The 19,283-nt window shown below is 39.5% G+C and carries 22 protein-coding genes; 10 read left to right on the forward strand and 12 right to left on the reverse strand.

All coding sequences use genetic code 11. The features are described from left to right. Positions 1–94: 94 nt before the first annotated feature. From QMA12_RS01400 to QMA12_RS01415, 4 genes are all read left to right on the forward strand, one after another. Complete coding sequence (locus QMA12_RS01400) at positions 95–649, forward strand: elongation factor P hydroxylase (RefSeq protein WP_290208801.1); 555 nt, start codon at positions 95–97, stop codon at positions 647–649. Next, the gene (locus QMA12_RS01405; protein ID WP_290208800.1) at positions 639–1,781 is read left to right on the forward strand and encodes an ATP-NAD kinase family protein; all 1,143 of its coding nucleotides are present in this window, start codon (positions 639–641) and stop codon (positions 1,779–1,781) included. Before QMA12_RS01400 ends, QMA12_RS01405 begins: the two co-directional genes overlap by 11 nt. Beyond that, positions 1,782–2,057 (forward strand): YfcL family protein, encoded by a 276-nt coding sequence (locus tag QMA12_RS01410; protein WP_087531758.1) that lies wholly within the window; start codon positions 1,782–1,784, stop codon positions 2,055–2,057. A gap of 160 nt (positions 2,058–2,217) precedes the next feature. After that, positions 2,218–3,777 (forward strand): AbgT family transporter, encoded by a 1,560-nt coding sequence (locus QMA12_RS01415; RefSeq protein WP_087531752.1) that lies wholly within the window; start codon positions 2,218–2,220, stop codon positions 3,775–3,777. A gap of 73 nt (positions 3,778–3,850) precedes the next feature. Here the strand turns inward: QMA12_RS01415 and QMA12_RS01420 are convergent, their stop codons facing one another. The 3 genes from QMA12_RS01420 to QMA12_RS01430 form a co-directional block, all read right to left on the reverse strand. Then, a complete protein-coding gene (locus tag QMA12_RS01420; protein ID WP_087531751.1) occupies positions 3,851–4,222 on the reverse strand; it encodes a hypothetical protein in 372 nt (123 codons plus the stop codon). Positions 4,223–4,304: 82 nt separating this feature from the next. After that, on the reverse strand, positions 4,305–4,889 hold the full coding sequence (locus QMA12_RS01425; RefSeq protein WP_087531750.1) for a hypothetical protein: 585 nt from the start codon (positions 4,887–4,889) through the stop codon (positions 4,305–4,307). 199 nt (positions 4,890–5,088) lie between these two features. Beyond that, the gene (locus tag QMA12_RS01430) at positions 5,089–5,733 is read right to left on the reverse strand and encodes an NAD(P)H-binding protein (protein WP_290208799.1); all 645 of its coding nucleotides are present in this window, start codon (positions 5,731–5,733) and stop codon (positions 5,089–5,091) included. Between the two features lie 182 nt (positions 5,734–5,915). Here QMA12_RS01430 and QMA12_RS01435 point away from each other — a divergent pair, with 182 nt between their 5' ends. Both QMA12_RS01435 and QMA12_RS01440 read left to right on the forward strand, forming a co-directional pair. Continuing rightward, complete coding sequence (locus QMA12_RS01435) at positions 5,916–6,632, forward strand: enoyl-CoA hydratase/isomerase family protein (RefSeq protein WP_290208798.1); 717 nt, start codon at positions 5,916–5,918, stop codon at positions 6,630–6,632. A 33-nt stretch (positions 6,633–6,665) separates the two neighbouring features. Continuing rightward, positions 6,666–7,658 (forward strand): RDD family protein, encoded by a 993-nt coding sequence (locus tag QMA12_RS01440; RefSeq protein WP_290208797.1) that lies wholly within the window; start codon positions 6,666–6,668, stop codon positions 7,656–7,658. A gap of 224 nt (positions 7,659–7,882) precedes the next feature. On the opposite strand, the gene QMA12_RS01445 is transcribed toward QMA12_RS01440, so the two are convergent. After that, positions 7,883–8,749 carry a VOC family protein gene (locus QMA12_RS01445; RefSeq protein ID WP_290208796.1) on the reverse strand — a complete coding sequence of 289 codons (867 nt, stop codon included), beginning with the start codon at positions 8,747–8,749 and terminating at the stop codon, positions 7,883–7,885. Between the two features lie 12 nt (positions 8,750–8,761). Further along, positions 8,762–9,136 (reverse strand): nuclear transport factor 2 family protein, encoded by a 375-nt coding sequence (locus tag QMA12_RS01450; RefSeq protein ID WP_087531789.1) that lies wholly within the window; start codon positions 9,134–9,136, stop codon positions 8,762–8,764. A 104-nt stretch (positions 9,137–9,240) separates the two neighbouring features. On the opposite strand from QMA12_RS01450, the gene QMA12_RS01455 reads away from it, so the two are divergent. Further along, positions 9,241–10,122 (forward strand): LysR family transcriptional regulator, encoded by an 882-nt coding sequence (locus QMA12_RS01455; protein ID WP_087531745.1) that lies wholly within the window; start codon positions 9,241–9,243, stop codon positions 10,120–10,122. A 20-nt stretch (positions 10,123–10,142) separates the two neighbouring features. Here QMA12_RS01455 and QMA12_RS01460 read toward each other — a convergent pair whose 3' ends face one another. The 5 genes from QMA12_RS01460 to cmoA all read right to left on the reverse strand — a co-directional run bounded on the left by QMA12_RS01460 (position 10,143) and on the right by cmoA (position 14,510). After that, complete coding sequence (locus QMA12_RS01460) at positions 10,143–10,874, reverse strand: DUF3108 domain-containing protein (protein WP_087531788.1); 732 nt, start codon at positions 10,872–10,874, stop codon at positions 10,143–10,145. A 16-nt stretch (positions 10,875–10,890) separates the two neighbouring features. Then, a complete protein-coding gene (purN, locus tag QMA12_RS01465; RefSeq protein ID WP_087531744.1) occupies positions 10,891–11,538 on the reverse strand; it encodes a phosphoribosylglycinamide formyltransferase in 648 nt (215 codons plus the stop codon). Beyond that, complete coding sequence (gene purM, locus QMA12_RS01470; protein WP_290208795.1) at positions 11,538–12,590, reverse strand: phosphoribosylformylglycinamidine cyclo-ligase; 1,053 nt, start codon at positions 12,588–12,590, stop codon at positions 11,538–11,540. Before purM ends, purN begins: the two co-directional genes overlap by 1 nt. A 210-nt stretch (positions 12,591–12,800) precedes the next feature. Beyond that, positions 12,801–13,769 (reverse strand): tRNA 5-methoxyuridine(34)/uridine 5-oxyacetic acid(34) synthase CmoB, encoded by a 969-nt coding sequence (gene cmoB, locus QMA12_RS01475; protein WP_290208794.1) that lies wholly within the window; start codon positions 13,767–13,769, stop codon positions 12,801–12,803. A gap of 15 nt (positions 13,770–13,784) precedes the next feature. Beyond that, positions 13,785–14,510 (reverse strand): carboxy-S-adenosyl-L-methionine synthase CmoA, encoded by a 726-nt coding sequence (gene cmoA, locus QMA12_RS01480; protein WP_087531741.1) that lies wholly within the window; start codon positions 14,508–14,510, stop codon positions 13,785–13,787. Positions 14,511–14,628: 118 nt separating this feature from the next. Here cmoA and QMA12_RS01485 point away from each other — a divergent pair, with 118 nt between their 5' ends. Next, the gene (locus QMA12_RS01485) at positions 14,629–15,315 is read left to right on the forward strand and encodes a DUF3334 family protein (protein ID WP_087531740.1); all 687 of its coding nucleotides are present in this window, start codon (positions 14,629–14,631) and stop codon (positions 15,313–15,315) included. Positions 15,316–15,356: 41 nt separating this feature from the next. Here QMA12_RS01485 and bcp read toward each other — a convergent pair whose 3' ends face one another. Both bcp and QMA12_RS01495 read right to left on the reverse strand, forming a co-directional pair. Next, positions 15,357–15,833: a thioredoxin-dependent thiol peroxidase gene (gene bcp, locus QMA12_RS01490; protein ID WP_290208793.1), complete on the reverse strand. Its 477-nt coding sequence runs from the start codon at positions 15,831–15,833 to the stop codon at positions 15,357–15,359. A gap of 10 nt (positions 15,834–15,843) precedes the next feature. Further along, entirely contained in the window at positions 15,844–16,377 is a 534-nt protein-coding gene (locus QMA12_RS01495) for an ACT domain-containing protein (RefSeq protein ID WP_087531738.1), read from the reverse strand. A gap of 346 nt (positions 16,378–16,723) precedes the next feature. Here QMA12_RS01495 and bamC point away from each other — a divergent pair, with 346 nt between their 5' ends. Together bamC and QMA12_RS01505 are read left to right on the forward strand one after the other, a co-directional pair. Further along, positions 16,724–17,785 (forward strand): outer membrane protein assembly factor BamC, encoded by a 1,062-nt coding sequence (gene bamC, locus QMA12_RS01500; RefSeq protein WP_087531737.1) that lies wholly within the window; start codon positions 16,724–16,726, stop codon positions 17,783–17,785. Positions 17,786–17,852: 67 nt separating this feature from the next. Further along, the gene (locus QMA12_RS01505) at positions 17,853–19,241 is read left to right on the forward strand and encodes a YjiH family protein (RefSeq protein ID WP_290208792.1); all 1,389 of its coding nucleotides are present in this window, start codon (positions 17,853–17,855) and stop codon (positions 19,239–19,241) included. Positions 19,242–19,283 lie beyond the last annotated feature (42 nt).

Genomic DNA, 19,283 nt, shown 5'->3' on the forward strand with positions numbered 1-19,283 from the left:
CAAGGCTTTTTACTTTCCTGTTAAAAGCCCGTACAATTCGCCTCGATTTTAGCGAGTACTTATTCCTGTTTACTGAGGCGAATTATTAAACCTTATGCACCAAATAGCCGATCTAATATCTATTTTTGAGTCAACTTTTTATCAAAGCCATAATACGCGCTTAGTTAAAGGTGAGCATGAGCCTATTTATATTCCTGCTAGTGATGAAACAAACTTTCACCAAATTATATTTGCTCATGGTTTTTATGCCAGTGCTCTGCATGAAATTGCTCATTGGTTAGTCGCTGGCGATAAACGACGATTATTAGAAGATTACGGTTATTGGTATTGCCCTGATGGCCGTGATAAAGCGCAGCAAGCTGAGTTTGAAAGCGTTGAAATTAAACCACAAGCCATTGAATGGGCACTTAGTGTTGCCGCTGGGGTGAATTTTAACGTCTCGGTTGATAACTTAAATGGCGAACAAACGTGCCGATTCGCTTTTCAAGCACGCGTATACCAGCAGGTTTTACATTTGCTACAAGTAGGCTTCAATGAGCGTACTAATCGGTTATTACATGCGTTAAGTTCATTTTATAAAACACCGTGGCCTATCAGTGCTACGCAATTTGAGTGGCAGCCCCCTGAGGAGCTAAAGAATGCAGTTTAAATTAGGCTTAGTTGTAAACCCTGTTGCGGGTTTAGGTGGAAGTGTTGCATTGAAGGGCAGCGATGGTATTGATACTGCAGCAAAAGCCATTGAATTAGGTGCCCAGCCTAAAGCCAATTTACGCACTAAAGCCGCGCTTGAGGTGTTGCTGCCTTATAAAGAGCAGTTAACCATTTTTACTGTTAATGATGTCATGGGTGAAAACACGGCTAAGGAACTTGGTTTTTCAACGCAGGTTATTTATCGCAGCGAGCACTCTACAACAAGTGATGATACAGAGCTTGCTGCAAAAGCCTTGCAGCAACTTGGTGTAGATTTAATATTGTTTGCTGGTGGCGATGGTACCGCACGCAATATTTGTCATGCGGTGGACGACAGCGTACCAGTGCTTGGCATTCCTGCTGGCTGTAAGATTCATTCAGGAGTTTATGCCATTACCCCTAAAGCAGCGGGTCGGGTTGTGGAGATGCTGGTCAAAGGCGAGCTAGTTACATTAGCAGATGCAGATGTCATGGATATTGATGAAGATGCTTTTCGCCAAGGCACAGTAAAAGCCAAGCGTTACGGTGAAATGCAAGTACCCAGTGAAGTACGTTATGTACAAGCCGTTAAAAACGGCGGTAAAGAAACTGATGAATTAGTACTTGCTGATATTGCAGCTTACGTGGTGTCAGAAATGGAAGAAGATACCCAGTACATTATGGGCAGTGGCTCAACCGTTGAGGCAATAATGGAAGAAATGGGCCTTAGTAACACCTTGCTCGGGGTTGATTTAGTACAAGATCAAAGCCTCTTAGGCAATGACTTGACCGCTCAACAATTAATTGATTTAACGAAAGATGTGCCAACAAAGTTGGTGATCACTTTGATCGGCGGACAAGGGCATATATTTGGCCGAGGTAATCAACAATTAAGTCCAGTGCTCATCCGTGCAATCGGTAAAGACAATATTATCGTTGTGGCAACCAAAACAAAATTACAGGCCTTAGGTGGCCGGCCGCTCATTGCTGATACTGGCGATAGCGAATTAGATGATGAATTAAGCGGTTATATTCGGGTAACAACCGGGTTTAACGACCATGTTATGTATGCTGTGGGTCACCAAGACACCCTGCAAGTACAGGAGAAATAAATGAGTTTAGTAAGTTACATTGAGGCAGCACAGCAGTATTTTGACGATTTAGTAATAAAAGCTACTGACGATGAATTGTTTGCCGGTGGTTATTTACGCGGCCATTTCGATTTAGCTGTTGGGTATGCGCAAGTTGAAGAGCTTAATTTAGAAGTGTCAGAGCTCAATGAAACGGTTGAAAAAAGCTTAGTTAAAGCTTATCGCAATGGTGAACTAAATGAAGAAGATAAAGCTTTAGTGGTTAGATTATGGGAAGAAGTAAAAGCACTCGCTTAAATGTGATTTATTGTTGTATAAATAAAAACGGCTGTATGGCCGTTTTTTTGTGCGCTACAAATTTTTGTTCCTAATTAATAGCTTTATTGTTTACTTAAAATTTACCTAACGCAGCATTTACGGTAATGTATGCTGGTTAAAATCCTAAGGAACAAGCGAAATGAATAATAATAATGATGCGACGATGCCGACCGGGCTAGTTGCACGATTTTTAAACTTTGTAGAAAGGGTCGGGAATAAACTTCCAGACCCAGCAATTATCTTTCTATTTGCCATGCTACTAATTTGGGTTTTGTCGTGGTGGTTTTCAGGCGTTAACTTTGACGCCATCGACCCGCGTACTGGCGAAGCTATTATAATCAATAACATGTTGGCCAGTGATTCACTCGCCACCTTCTTATCGTCTATGGTAAAAACATTCACTGGTTTTGCACCATTGGGCGTGGTTTTAGTTGCTATGTTAGGTGTCGGTGTTGCTGAGCATTCTGGTTTTATTAACACGGGCTTAAAGCTCATGTTAAAAGTAACGCCTAAACAGCTGCTTACACCATCTATTATCTTGGTTGCTATTGTTAGCCATACAGCAACCGATGCTGGGTACGTGTTAGTTATACCGCTCGCTGGTGTGATTTTTTATGCGGCAGGGCGTCATCCGCTTGCGGGTATTGCTGCGGCATTTGCTGGTGTAAGTGGCGGCTTTGGTGCTAACTTTATTCCATCTGGCATCGACCCGTTATTGCAAAGCTTTACCCAAAGTGCGGCGCAAATAATTAACCCGACGATGTCGATTAACCCATTAAATAACTGGGCATTTACGTCTGCATCGAGCTTATTTATCGTTTTATTAGGTTGGTATATCACTGATAAAATTATTGAACCTCGACTAAAAAATACTGCCGTTGATGGTGAGACCGAAGATTTACCGGCGTTTGAGGATGCTCGTAGTGACGAAAAGCGTGCGTTTTTTATCGCAAGTAGCGTGATGATTGCAGGTCTTACGTTATTAGCGTTTGTATCTGCACCAGCCGATTCAGCAATGCGTAGCGCTGATGGTTCACTTACAAACTTTAGATCGCCTTTAATGCAGTCAATTGTGCCGCTAATTTTCTTATTGTTTTGGATACCCGGTGCAGTATATGGCTTCACGGTTGGTACTTTTAAAAGCTCTAAAGACATGATTGATGCAATGAGCAAAGCGATGAATGGTATGTCGTATTATATTGTTATGGCATTCTTCTGCTCGCTGTTTATTGCTGCATTTAGTAAATCAAATTTAGGGGCACTATTAGCTATTGAAGGTGCGCAGCTGTTAAAGGCGATGGAACTACCTAGTGCTGTAACTGTCGTAGGAATAATCTTCTTAACAGGCTTTGTTAACTTATTTGTTGGTTCAAGTTCTGCTAAGTGGGCATTACTTGGGCCTGTATTTGTGCCTATGTTGATGCAGTTAGGTATTTCGCCTGATTTAACCCAAGCTGCGTATCGTGTAGGGGATTCAAGCTCAAACATTATTACCCCGTTAATGCCTTACTTTCCACTCGTAGTGGTGTACTGTCAAAAGTATGTTAAAGGCACGGGTATCGGTACCTTAATTGCGATGATGCTACCGTACTCAATTGCCTTTATGATTGGTTGGAGTTTGTTTTTACTCGGCTACTGGGCACTTGGTATTCCACTGGGTTTAGATGCCAGCTATGTTTACCCGGCAGTGACGCCGTAGCACAAGGTTATGTAATTAGTCTCATTAACTAATGAGACTTTTTCTGAACGATTACCTATGAAACTGAGTTAAATTATTTTTCATAGGTAATTACAATTTTTTCAGTAGATGAAGATAAAACTTCCCCATTTTTATCTAGCATATTAGTTATACGTATGTCTGGTAAACCGTCGCCAGTAATATCTTTTATGACAACTTCTTTTTGTTTTTTCAAACGAGTAAAAGTAGAGAATATGAGATCGTTTTTTCTATTGATCACAAAAGGGGAGGGGGTAACACTCGTCTCTTGTATTTCATAGCTGGTGTCAGTGAAAGCTACACTTATTTTAAAATTATCCGTCCATACTGTTGAGCTTAAATTATCATTTATTGCAGATATTACAGATGAGTCAGCTCTAACAGCAGAAGTAAGCAATAAAAGAAGTGCGATGGTAATAGGCCTCATGGTATTTCCTTTAACTATAATTGGATAGTTATAATTAAAAGATCACCAATGCAAAGTTGTAGTGGTGATCTTAAATTGATTTTTATAGGCTAATAGTTGAATTATTATCAGATGTAGGTAGGTTTTGCTGGTTTTGATCTTGTGCCCCAACATCCGTAGATGGGCTTGTTGATGAAGCAATATTATAGGTGGCACCAGATGAGCTTTGGATTTGAAGTACCAGAATATACGCCGTGGCACTTACTTCAAAGCCTGGGATCAAACCCGTGACCATAAGATCAACATCCACAGAGCCATTTACTTTTTGCTGCTGACTAAGTTCTTGCATTGTTTCTTTGATGTCTTGTTTGTGCGTTTCTGCATTTGCACCGAATCCAAGCCATCCCCAAAAGCCACTAACACCACCTGATATACTATATTCAGAAACCATTTTTTGATATGTGCTAGAGCTTTCTAGATTTACAATCGAAAAATCGAAAGAGCCAGACATTTTAGCCCAGGCTCCCGCGCCTGATACAGTAACGCCAACACCTGAAATAGTCCCTTTTTTTTCTGAAATTTGCCATGTTTCTGCATCACCCGCAGCAAGTGATGCTGTGTTAGAAGGTGATGTGCTCGCTACAGCGAGAGTTTTTGGGTTTGGTAGTATGGTAAGTGTATTTGACATAATAAATCTCCATTTAAGGTTTGTGAAGCAAAGTACAAATAAGGAGGCATTCCTTACTCAACAAACGTTATAGTTGATAAAATGTCGATTAAACATTACAACCCATTACATAATGATAATGATGTAAGCAATAGGTTTAGAGCGTAAGTTTGCAGTGTGATCATAATGGTCAGTTGCATATTGGTTTGGTCAAACTGTTTTAAAATAACTCATTCAGTTTATAATATTTTAGCCCCTGAGCTGGTTGTGCACTTATGTTGCACATTTTTATAGCGACTTGTGTACCGCTTATTGGCCTAAATTTTTTAAGGCCTGGAAGCCTACATAAAACAGGTAACAATATACTTCCCAGTTTTTCGCCAAGCCTAAAGTCATCACCTCTCTCGCCAAGTAATAACGATGGTTGAATAATGCTAATCTGTTTAAAGTTAAGCTGGGTTACCGCTTGCTCTAGCTCTCCTTTCATTTTTAAATACGCACTGCGACTGTTAGCATTCGCACCGCTGGACGACACCACTAAATAGTGTTCAACACCACTCTTTGCAGCAAGTTGAGCAGCATGGAGTTGGTAGTTAAAGTCTACTTTTCGTTGCGCGTCAATTGAGCCTGCGGCTTTTTTAGTCGTGCCTAAGCATGAAAATAAAATATCAGCTTTAAATAAATTTGAGTGTTGCTCTAATTGTGCAAAGTCAACCACATAATTAATGACTTTATCACTGTTATAACTAACAGGGCGGCGAGTAAGCGTAATTACTTGAGTGATATGGGCTGCGCTAATTAACTGCTTAACTAAATGGCCACCTATTAAGCCTGTGGCACCAATAACAATTGCCGTTTTATTCATATGTAATTACCACTGCGTTAAACTATAGAGTGAGCATTGTGATCAATATTTATGCTTTAGACAATCAATTCGACAGCTTTAACCCTAGCAACTTAAACATTAACCATGGCATTATTAATAATAAGCGCCTGTAATGTTAAAGGGGCAATCTAATCACACAATAAAAATTAAAAGGTATGACTATGAATATTATGACATTATCTACGCACGAGAGCGTGGCAGTGATTACATTTACCAACGGCGAAAATCGCCAAAACCCCACTTTTGCCGCTACTTTGAAGACGCTATTAAGTGAAGTGCTTGAAAACGAAAATCATAAAGCCCTAGTTATTACGTCAAATGATGAAAAGAGCTGGAGTTTAGGTATTGATACAGATTGGCTCATGCCTGCAATGAAAGCGAATAAAGCGGATGAAATACGTGGCTTTATGTACGATATGGATGAAGTTTTTAAAACTTTATTACTGTTCCCGATGCCAGTTATTGCGGCGATTAATGGTCATGCTTTTGGTAACGGGGCGATTTTATCATGCGCCTGTGATTTTAGATTTATGCGAGCAGATCGCGGGTTCTTTTGCTTTCCTGAAGTTGATTTATCAATTCCATTTTTACCTGGCATGATAGCTTTTGTGAAAAAAGCGATACCTTATTACCGCTTTAATGAAATGAAATTAACCGGACGACGTGTTCCAGGCGCAGAGCTAGCTGTCGATCATGTAATAGAAAGAGCATCTAAAGATAACGAGACTCTAATGACTGATGTGATGGAATTTGCCGCTACATTTGACAAAAAGCGAACTATTTTTGCGGAACATAAAAAGCGCTTACATAAAGAAATAATTCAAATTATAGATGAACAGAATAAACCGTTTATTGATAAACTTGCTTTGATGGTTTAGCTGCTAATAATAGTGCAAGGATATAAGAACGTTATGAAGGCTGAACAAATAGAAGAGTTGAAGTTAACACGCTCTGAAACCAAGGAAGTCATTACACCTTATGCATTTAAAATAGATGAAGCATTATTAGGATTATCGCTGGCATCGCCAACAAGACGAGCGGCAGCGATGATTATCGATGTTATGTTAATCTTTCTTGCGGCAAAGCTCAGTGCCGCTTTAATTGCATTTGTGGCTGCAGTTGCTTTTTATAAAGGCACAGCGCAAAAACACTTACCTAAAATGAACTCGCTATGGCGGCGAGTATTAAAATTAACGGCTGCTAGTTTGTTATTTTTCAGTTCGCTTTACTTATTGTCAGTAGCAATTGATTACTTTGATGGTGACACTGTGGCTGAAAGTGCGACCACTCAACAAGATATTGTATTAAGCTCAGAAGAAGTGCAGGCAGTAAACACATACTTACAACTAACATCGGATAATGAAAAGTGCGGTCAAGTATGCCAGAAAAATGAGTTAACCAACTTAGTATCTCAAATACCAAAGCTAACCGATCTCAATGAACTCAATGAAGATGCTAACGTTTATGTGGTAAGAAGCCTGTTGCAGCAGATGACAGCAGAACAACAATCACACGATGAACAACGATTAGCGGAAATTGAATCTATAGAGCCACAGTCAAACTCAGCAACATCGCATAGTATTTTAAAGTGGGGTATAGGTATTATTGAAGATTTAGGTCTAGGCTTTGGCTGGGCTGCGATTTATTTCACTTTGTTTTCTCTTTTATGGAAAGGGCAAACGCCGGGTAAAAAGATCTGTAATATTCGTGTTGTGGCTTTGAATGGGGAGCCGTTAGGTTTACTTGATTGCTTTGGCCGTTACGGTGGTTATGGCGCTGGCTTTGCAACTGGTTTACTAGGGTTCTTACAAGTCTATTGGGACCCAAACCGTCAAGCCATTCAAGATAAAATATCAGCAACAGTTGTTATAAAAGGGAGTCTGGAGCAAGTTGTAAATACGTAAACGGTAGAAGAGGCGGTAAAAAGTTAACTGTATTAGCCGTGTTTAGTTAGCTGTTTTTATTTCAGTTTCGCAGGTGTCAGAAAACATTATGTTAGCAAAAGCTCATCAGCTTGAACCTGCTATTTTAGATGATCAACTTAGCTTTAGTGCTTATTTAACGCCAAGTTATAATCAAACACTCGAACGAATATACCCTGTACTTTAGCTTGATGGCGACGAGGCACTTAAAAACATCTAAGTTGATAGCCATCAGGGTCATTGAGAGCAACTCCAGTAACCTTTCCTGAGCTAACTAAAAATTCCGTTTCTTTTCCTACAACATTGCTTGGTAAATTTTTCAAAATATTCATATCTAAGCCTAAGAATCCAGAACTTGTTGATGTTCTATACTTAAAGCCAATTTCTGATTCTATATCATCGGTATGCTGAAGCTCTAATAAAGTATATGGTCGTTGCCAAAGCCATTCTCTAACCCTCAATGAGTCAATGTCCGAAGACGGTGGTGATTCCATGTTAAAAGATAAAAAGTACAGATGCATATTTCTGCTTTCTACTTTTTGGCGTGAAACAAGCCTCATACCGAGTTTTGTATAAAACGCTAAGCTTTCGTCTATTTGTTTAACTCTAAGTGTTGAGAGGTTAAATGTGGGCAAGCACTCTTGGAACGAGCTACTGCTTGATAGTCTTTTACGGCTATTGTTTGTGAAGTAATGCTGAATTAATTCAATACAATATCCATCAGGATCAGTAAAGTGACAAAGATAAGCAATATTTTTTACTTCAAATGGAGAGCCAATATTTATCCCTTGGGATATAAGATGTTCTCTAGCTAACCTTAGGTTCGGTACTGCAATTGAGTATTTCCAATATCCCTCTGTTAAGCTTGGCTGTGATTGAACAGAAAACACAGTGTCATGAGCAAAAACAAGCTCTAAACAAGCATCTTGCTTATCTGAAAAAGATAAAAAATAGTGATGTTTATTATCTATCTCATACTGTGAAATGAGGAGCATACCTAGCTTGTTTAAATAAAAATCAAGTGAAGCTTTCGGCTCTGAAATTTGTAAACGATGGTTAGTTATGCTCATCATTAGACCCTCAATTTATTTTTCACCTAAGATTTCAAATGAATCGCTTTTTAAACGAGCTTTACCGTCTGCTTCAACTATCCAATGCTCATGATGTACTACACCAAAGGCTTTATTCATTTCCCAGTTTGAAGTAAGAATAAACCCTTCACCTTCAGCGGCTTCCCACTTAACATTCGAATACTCAACATTAGTAAATCCTTGATCTATGATGTTTTGCCAACACCCTAAAATCTCTTCTCGGCCTTTGAACACGCCTAGTGGTTTTGCTTCCATGATACAGTCTTCGGTGTACTGAGCTGCACACCCAGCAGCATCTTGATTATTAAATGCTGTTTTCCAAGCACTAATCCCTTCTTTACATAGGTCTAAAATATTTTTATCAGTCATGATTTTCTCATCAGTTATCGGAATAGGTGAATAATATAGCTTTTCATTGAGTGTAAAAACAAAGATAATAGAATTTAATGTTCTGTTTTGTAGGACAATCAAAAATGAAAAAATTGCGTTATATGTCAGTGTTTGCTCATATTGTCGAAGCTGGCTCAATTACGGCGGCGGCAGAGTCACTTCAATTGTCAAAATCGGTTGTGAGCCAACATCTAAAGGTACTAGAAAAGGAGCTAGGTGTTTTACTAATTAAACGAAGCACTAGAAAGCATGCTCTGACTACTGCAGGAAACGATTTTTATGAATCCTGCAAGGAAATAAATAAAATTACAGAATTCGCTTGGCAGCAAGCGCAAGAATCAACAGAAGTCCCAAAGGGGGTTATAAAAATTACAGCGCCCAATGCACTCATGGATGTAGTGATTGCACCAGCAATAGGGAAATTACTAAAACAATATCCACTACTTGAGCCTGAGTTAATTAGTGGTGATAGCCAATTAGACTTGATGTCAGATAATATAGATTTAGCAATTAGAGTAGGTCCTTCTAAAAATAGTAATATTAAACAACGCAGAGTTGGAGAATTCAGAGATATTCTTTGTGGAAGTCGCGCTTTGCTATTAAAAAATGGAATTGATAACGCTGTGTATATAGCGAATAAATGGCAGGGTAAACAGATTCGTCACCAGTTTAGTGATATTGATGGAAATCGAGTACTTTATGAAGCGACAGCTCATTGTCGAGCTAATTCATTTTATTCTTGTTTAGCCTTGATAAAAGAAGGTGCTGGTATTGGCTTGATCCCTGATTTTCAGTTCAATATGATAAAACCTGCTTTGTGCGAAGTTTTTCCAAAGTTGAAACTGCCAATAAACAAAGTATATGCATTACATACCTATGAGAGGCACCTTCCATTAAGTATTAAAATTTGCATAGAAGCCATAGAAAACCACCTTACTAAATTATCAGTGGATGTTGAACATTAGCTCGATATACCAACCCCAATTTACTCTGGTGCTATTTCGTTATTTATGTCTTTTGGTATTGCCACAGGGCTGGTCACGGTGAAAGATTTCATTTGTACTTCAAATTGTTCTACACCTTTTTCGCCTTTCCACATTCTAACTAACATATAGTCCATTTCTGGCGCAAACCAGGCTAATGCTTGGCGTTTGTCATTGTCGTAAAGGCGTTTTACTTTTATCGCTTCTATATTGCCTATAGGCAGTGAAATCATTTCAGTGCCAACTACTTCGAAGTTGTAGTCACGGCAATTACCTTTTTTATCAACGAGCGGGTACGATAAATTGGTTTTACCCTTTTTAAGATCTTCTCGAACTTGTACTTGGTATGAAATTGAGTCTTGGAAATGTTCACTCCATTCACATTTTATAGGGTATTTACTTTCACTGCTATTGACGAGCTTGTCTGTGTTGTTAAACGATAAAGTATATTCTTTATCAGGACCGGTGCCTTTACGGATCATGCTGTAATCCACTGGCGATACTTTGTTGTTGCTAAAAGTGAAATTGGAGGTCTCTTTACGAGAGTCGGAAAATATCATCCACTCAATATCACTTTGGTAACTTACTTGGTAATTGTTATTAGCGAGTTTTTTTAAAGTTCGTATACCCTGACCATGATTTTCACCTTTGCGCAAAATGTCATAGTTGGCTTCGAATTGAGTAAGTTCGCCCGCGAATAAACTGGTAGGAAGTAAAGTGCCCGCACACAAAATTAGGGCACTTAATTTTTTATTGTGGGTAGTCTGCGCCGTGTACTGGGAGTTTGTTTTCATCAAGAACTGCATAATCTGCTTCCATCGTAAGTCGTTGTTCACTGAACCATTTGACCACCAAAGGATAGATTATATGTTCTTGCGCATGCACACGTTTTGCTAATGTGTCAGCAGTATCATCAGCTAACACAGGAACTTTGGCTTGAAGAATAACGGGACCGCCGTCTAATTCTTCAGTGACAAAGTGCACACTCACGCCATGAACGTCGTCTTTTGCATCTATTGCTCTTTGGTGGGTATTCAGACCCTGATACTTAGGCAACAAAGAAGGATGAATGTTCAACATTTTTCCTTTAAATTTTTGCACTAAGCTAGGAGTAAGAATACGCATAAAACCAGCTAATACAACTAGATTTGGTGTAAAAGAGTCAATAACGTCCATTAATTTTGCATCATAGGCTTCGCGCGAGTCAAAATCCTTATGGCTGAGCACCGCGGTTGCAATGCCAGCTTGTTTTGCTCGCTCAAGGCCATAAGCGCCTGCTTTATTACTAATGACAGCCGCTATGTTTGCGTTTATCTCGCCATTATTACAGGCATCAATAATGGCTTGTAAATTAGAGCCACTACCTGAAATTAAGACTACTAGACGAGAAGGGGCCATTAATCACGGCCGCCTAGGATTTCTACTTGTTCTTCGCCGGCTTGTGCGTCCTTTATTTCACCAAGGTGCCATGCATTTTCACCAAGATCTTTTAAGATGCTTAAGCTTTGCTCAAGTTTATCAGCAGGAACCACTAAAACCATACCTACACCACAGTTAAATGTGCGGTACATTTCATGAGTGGTGATATTACCGTTTTCTTGTAACCAGTTGAAAATAGAAGGCCATTGCCAGCTATCACCTTTTACAACTGCTTTTGCAGATTCAGGTAATACACGTGGGATATTTTCCCAAAAACCACCACCGGTGATGTGGGAAAGGGCATGCACATCTACTTGCTTAAACAATTCAAGCAACTGTTTAACGTAGATACGTGTAGGTTCAAGCAGTGTTTCGCCCAGTGTTTTACCTTCAAACTCAGCGTTAGTATCAGCGTTTGATACTTCAAGTACTTTACGAATTAACGAAAAGCCGTTTGAATGAGGGCCGCTTGAAGCAAGTGCGATTAGTTGGTCGCCAGCAGCTACTTTTGTGCCATCAATAATGTTGGCTTTTTCTACCACGCCAGTACAAAAACCAGCCATGTCGTAATCTTCACCTTCGTACATGCCAGGCATTTCAGCAGTTTCACCACCGATTAAAGCACAACCAGAAAGCTCACAGCCTTTGCCAATACCCGTTACAACATCTGCAGCTGTATCAACATCAAGCTTACCTGTTGCGTAGTAATCTAAGAAGAATAATGGTTCAGCACCTTGAACGATAAGGTCATTCACACACATAGCAACTAAGTCGATACCCACAGTATCGTGCTTTTTAAGATCGATAGCTAAACGTAATTTAGTACCCACACCGTCAGTGCCTGCTACTAAGACTGGTTGCTTGTAACCCTCTGGGATTTCGCACAGTGCGCCAAAGCCACCAATTCCGCCCATAACTTCAGGACGACGGGTTTTTTTAACTACGCCTTTAATACGCTCAACAAGTGCGTTACCGGCATCGATATCTACGCCCGCGTCTTTATAACTTAGAGACTGTTTTTGTTCGCTCACAGGATTTCCTCAAATAAGTTGCATGGTTTTGCATGTGGTATGCTTAGAAACGCGCGTATTTTACAACAATTGCCGGTGCGCGGCTAGTTCAAATATAAGTTTAGCTACATTGACAAGGACAGTTGTCCGCATAAATAAAGTTTCAAGTGGCAAGGTGAAAGTTATGAGTCTATACACTTTCACCATTTGCCTCGTATTTTTAAACTGTTGTTAGGCCTTTGCCGTTAATATTGCACGCAGTGGTGCAGGATACCCTTCAATTGTTTTACTAATATCGTCAGGGTCTAAAAAGTCGATCAGCGATTCGTTTTCCATCCAATCTGATTTACGTTGTTCTTCAAGTGTGGTGATTGCACAGTCTTTAACTTGCACATCTTTAAAACCGACGCGTTCCATCCACAGCTTCAGTGCAGCGGTACTTGGAATAAACCATACATTTCGCATTTTTGCGTAACGGTCAGTTGGCACTAACACGGTATTCTCATCACCTTCGATGACGAGTGTCTCAAGAACTAACTCACCACCAGGGCGAAGCTGCGCTTTTAATTGTGCTAAAAAATCAATTGGTGAACGACGGTGATAAAGCACGCCCATCGAAAAAACTGTATCAAATGCTTTTAATTTTGGCAGTGCTTCAACTCCGAGTGGAAGTAAATGCACGTTTTCATCTGGATTGAAATGTTTAATGGCTTGAAACTGGCACAAAAACAAATCAGATGGGTCGATACCAACAACAAATTCAGCACCTTCTCCGCGCATTCGCCATAGGTGATAGCCTGAGCCACAGCCAATATCTAATACTGTGCGCCCTTTAAGGGGCTCAATATGGGGTAATAACCTGTCCCACTTCCAATCGCTGCGCCATTCGGTATCAATCTCAATGCCATGAACGTTGAAGGGGCCTTTACGCCATGGCATCATACGCTTGAGCAGGTGTGTTGTTTGTTTTTGTTCACCTTCGCTCATTTCACCCGCAGCACCAATTTCAACTTTGTCAGTGATATTTACGTGCTTAGTATGGACTTCGGGTAAGTTTTTTAACACTTTTTGCCATTTAGGTAAGTCACCATGGCTGGCTTCATTCTGCCAATGCTTTAATTGACTCGGCAGTGTTTCGAGCCAGTGGCTAAGAGGTGTTTGTGCAATTGCAGCGTAAAACTGGTTAAACCATGAAGACATTAAATATTTCCTAAATTACTTTATTGCAACTAATGAGCAAAAGTTAAAACATTGGTACCACACTTGAGTTTGACTAAAGCCAATCTCTTTTAGGCGAGAGTAATGCTCGCTTAATGTATCTGGTCGCATTACATTTTCGATAGCTGTACGTTTTTGGCTTATTTCTAGTTCTGAATAGCCGTTGTGACGTTTAAAATCATGATGTAAATCAATTAGTAAATTATCGCATTGCTCGTTTTCGCCTTTTACTTTTTCACTTAGTAGCAATACACCACCAGGTTTTAAGTTAGCGTAAATTTTTTCAAGTACGGCGTGACGTTGTGCGGGTGGTATAAACTGAAGAGTAAAGTTCATCGCAACGACCGACGCATTTTCAATATTAAGCTCGTTAATATCGCCAAGGGTTACAGTGACGGGTACTTCAGAGCGAAAACCTTGTAAATGTAGCTTACAACGTTCAACCATGGCTTCGGAGTTATCAACTGCAATGATATGGCAGTTATCAGTACGGATATTACGGCGCATACTTAAGGTAACGGCACCCAATGAGCAACCTAAATCATATAAGTTAGAGTTACTTTGGGCATATTCTCCAGCGAGTTTACCCATTGTACTGACGATCGTTGCGTATCCTGGCACCGAGCGCTGGATCATATCTGGGAAAACTTCTACTACGTTTTGGTCAAAGCTAAAATCTTTGACCGCTTGCTCTGTGGCATAAATACTGTCTTTTACAGTCACACAAACAGTCTCTTTGAAAAATAATAAGGCTATTTTAGCATTTTATACTGGATAGTCAGTGATAATTTCAGTAGCTTGGCTAGAATAATCAATAACAAGTATAAAATGAGACGTTTTAATGAGCAAAAGTAAAGTGATCAGCACTGAGGATATTTTATCTACTCTTTGTCATTCAGTTACCGGGGTACTGTCATCGGCTAGTGGTAACAGCATAAGCTATTCAGCGATGGTACAAAAAATAACCCGCACATGTATGCGACCTGATATTGGTTGCTTTGTTTTATTTGATGGTGGGTTTACAGGGTTGGTAATCACTAACTTCACTTCGCAAGCAGCAATGGAAATTTACCATGACTATATGCGTAGTATGGGTATGCCGGAAGAAGAAATTGCACACAGCCATTTGTCAGACGATGTATCAAATGTACTTGGTGAGTTAATGAATCAAATAGTGGGCGACTTTACTTCAAAAGTGCGCGAGCAGTTACATACGTCGATTACACAAAATCAACCGAAAATGATGGCAATCAATAAACAAGTGCAAATTTCTGTTGATACCACGATGGATAGGCCACAGGCACGACGTGTAACCTTCACCACAAGTAAGCAAAATATATTCTATCTAGAATTAGCAATGGATAAAACTGAGTTCATTAAATTGCATGATTTTGATATTAGTGAAGCTGTAGACCCTGATGACATCATTGAAAATGAAGCAAAACAAAAAGCGGCAAAAGAGCAAGCAGCCAAAGCAGAGGCAGCAGGTGATGCTGACGATGATTTTATGGCGGAGTTAGGACTCTAAGTATTTAGTGTAAAAACCCCGATAAACTCGGGGTTTTTAGTCTAGTCTTTTAGAAAATCTAATACAACTTGATGATGGTCTTTGGTTTTAAACTTATCAAACAAGTGTTTGATTTTGCCATCTTGGCCAATCAAAAAACTTAAACGATGGATACCTTCGTATTCTTTTCCCATAAACTTCTTGAAACCCCACACACCAAATGCTTCTGCAATGGCGTGATCTTCATCTGATAACAGATCAAAATTTAATTCTTTTTTGGTTTCAAAGTTTTTTAAACGCTTAACAGGATCAGGGCTAATTCCTACCACTCGAGTATTTAATTTAGCAAGTTCTGCTTTTTCATCACGTAAGTTTTCAGCTTGAACGGTGCACCCTGGAGTGGATGCTTTAGGGTAAAAATACACTAATACTTGTTGCTCTTTAAGTAGCTCAGCAAGTTGGATTATTTCACCATCTTGGTTTTGTAAGCTAAAAGCAGGTGCGGTATCACCTGCTTGTAATGGGCTAATCACGTTCATATTTTGCTCCTTAGCGAATACGTCTAAAAATATAATCTACGTCAAGTGTACGAGAAAGGGCTTCAAAATCGATCTTAAATTCATCGATATTTACATCAACAGGAATATTAAACTCCAGTTCGCAACGCATTTTAGTTTGTTCTTGCTCATCATACGTATCTGATTTTAATGAGCAAATGCTTATTTGATTGTCGGCAAAAAAGCGCGTTACTTTACTGAGTGTGCCTGGTGTGTCGATTCCTGTGTATTCTAGGGTGTAACCTGCACAAAACTCACTTTGTGTATGACTGGCTGTACGCTTCATCATGGTAAGCAAACCAAGCTCCATCCCTTTAACTGGTAATGTATGTTCAATACGGCTTATTGCAGACATATCGCCAGCTAACAGCATAATAAATGTAAATTCACTGCCTAAAATAGCGATACGGCTGTCAATAATATTGCAGTGGCAGTCACTCACTAATTGAGTTAATTCGCTGACGATACCAGGGCGATCTTCGCCAATAGCAGTTAAAACGATTTGATGATTTGAAAAAGCAGTCATGAATTCAAGTACCTAGGTTATATTAGTAATAACAGCCAGAGTGAGCTATGCCGGCAAATACACATGCACGGCGCGGAAGTTTAGCACAAATTTAGCGCTAAACTACACTACATCTGCATTAAGCTACTATTTAAAGCACAGTGTTTCTTGTTTTTAATGGCATGGGAAAGTACCATAGTTAAAATTTTGCATAACCACTGGTAGTTTAATAAAAGCTGCCACTCTTATAGGGTTTGCATAAAAATAAGAAATGTAAAGTTAATCTTGATTTTACACTGAACCAAATCGGCATAACCCACTCATATATTTGTTAAAACAATTAAGGGTATGCTAAGGAGAATTATCTGTGCAGTATTGGATCCCAAAAGCGCTGACTGTAAGCGTATTGGTTAGTTTATCAGGGTGTGGCGTTTTTACTGACGAGGCGCATCATAAGCGTAACTATAAAGCCGGTGAGCCTGTACAGGTACCAGGCCAATTAGCGCAACCAGCGCAAGATCCCACTTATAAAATGGAAGTGGCGGAGTACAGTAATAATCCTGACTCAACAAATTACCGTCCGCCAGCGCAGGTGTTGACGATTGCTAAAGGTAGCTGGGTTGAAGAAGGAGATAAGCAAGCACGTGTGTATTTTGATAAAAATGATGGAATTGTCGATTTAGATGAGTTTATTTGGGATTCGATTCAGGCTGTTTTGGCTGAACATCAAACAAAACCGGTAAAGCAAGATAAGCTATTAGGCAGCGTTGAAACTGATTGGTACGCAATAATACAACCTGAGGAAGGTTGGCTATGGGATAGTGAAACTGAAGTTTCACAGCAGCGCTTTATATTTAGTATTGAAGAAAAATCACATCAGCGCACGGCATCTTTAACCTCTAAGCTAGTGGATTATAAAAGCAAGAGCGAAGAATTAACGCCGTTATTACAACAGCAGTTAGAAGTGCGAGCTTTAAACCAGATTATTGGTGAGTTTGATTATCGCTACCGCCAGCTTGAAGTTGAAATGCGTAAAAATCAAGGCATTATCTCACTTGAAATGGGCTTTGATAATAAAGGTAATGCGGCATTAGTTACCGAACAAGATTACTTTGCAGTGTTTGACCGTTTCTCAGGCTTTTTAGAGCGTTTATCATTTACGATTGTTGAAATTGATCAAGAACGTGGTTTGATCACTGCTGATTATAATAAACCTGAATCAAGTGTTTGGGATTCAATTTGGGGTGAAGATTTAGCTGAATTACCAATTGAAGATGGTCAGTATCAAATCCTTGTGAGCCGAACAAAAGAGGGTGGCACAAGTTTAACTTGGATGGATGATGAGGGGACAACCTTAGAGCCGGGCACTATGAATGACTTACAACAAGCATTAGAAAATGCGTTGCGTCAACGCGGTATAAAAATTTAAGTAAACAATAAAAATATCACCACAAAAAGAGCTTTGGCTCTTTTTGTGGTTTCTACAGGTTGAAAATATGTCTCAGTTTAATTCGCCAGCACCTAAATCAGTCGCGCCAAACTATGATTTAAAGGTGTGGTTAACCTTTTTAATTCCTTCGTTAATTGGTGTGTTTTTGTTTATGACTCCTGTACCTTCAGGGGAAATTATGACAATTCCTATCGCTGTTATGGCAAAAGCTATACAGGCTTTATTTAGTGAAATTGCATTAGAGGTAATCGCAGTTATTATTTGCATAACAGGTGTTATGTCCCTGATTTTTAGTTTATTTAAACCAAAAAGTTTAACGAAGTTTCATCTACTTAATCATTTATTTAATGTCAGTTGGATTTGGTTAGTTACTCGTTTATTTGGTATGGCGTTTGTGCTGCTAACTTACTTTCAAGTAGGGCCGCATGCAATTAGCTCGGAGAATACCGGTTTATTAGTATTAAAAGATCTATTGCCAGTACTGTTCTCAGTTTTCATCTTAGCGGGTTTATTATTACCTCTATTACTAAACTTTGGTCTGCTTGAACTTGCAGGTACTTTATTGACAAAGATAATGAGGCCTGTATTTGGTGTACCAGGACGAAGTGCTGTAAATTGTGTGGCCTCCTGGTTAGGTGACGGAAGCGTAGGTATTTTGATGACGGCACGCCAATATGAAGATAAATATTACACTCAACGTGAAGCTGCAATCATCGGTACGACGTTCTCAGCTGTGTCTATCACGTTCTGTTTGGTGGTGATTGGCCAAGTTAAGCTTGAGTATTTATTTGCACCCTTTTATTTAACCGTCTGTTTGGCTGGCGTTGTTGCCGCGATTATTGTGCCGCGTTTACCCCCATTAAGGTTTAAAAAAGATATCTACATTGATGGTTCTGAGCCTGATGGTAATGCAGAGCTAGTCCCAGAAGGTAAAACTCTGTTTAAACACTCACTTGATGTTGCACTTGAAAAAGCTAAAAAAGCGCCAGGTTTTAAAGGTACATTGCAAGAGGGAGTTCATAATGCCTTGGATATGGTGTTTGCTGTGCTGCCTGTGGTTATGGCAGTGGGTACCTTTGCACTCATAATCGCTGAGTATACACCTATATTTCAGTATCTTGGTATGCCATTCGTGCCATTTTTAGAGCTTCTTCAAGTTCCTGAAGCAGAAGCCGCAGCACAAACAATAATGGTTGGTTTTGCTGACATGTTTATTCCTTCTATTTTAGCCGCAGGCTCAATAGAGAGTGATGTGACGCGATTTATTATTGCGGCAATGAGTGTAACGCAATTGATATATATGTCAGAAGTCGGAGCGCTATTACTAGGCAGTAAAATACCAGTAAATATCGTGGAATTATTTATTGTATTTATATTACGTACTTTAGTGACTTTACCGGTAATTGCCTTGATGGCGCATTGGTTAGTTGGCTAAAATTTAAGTTGATAGAAGCAAGCCCTGATTTTTCAGGGCTTT

The sequence above is a fragment of the Pseudoalteromonas sp. APC 3893 genome, from assembly GCF_030408095.1.
GTDB lineage: Bacteria > Pseudomonadota > Gammaproteobacteria > Enterobacterales > Alteromonadaceae > Pseudoalteromonas.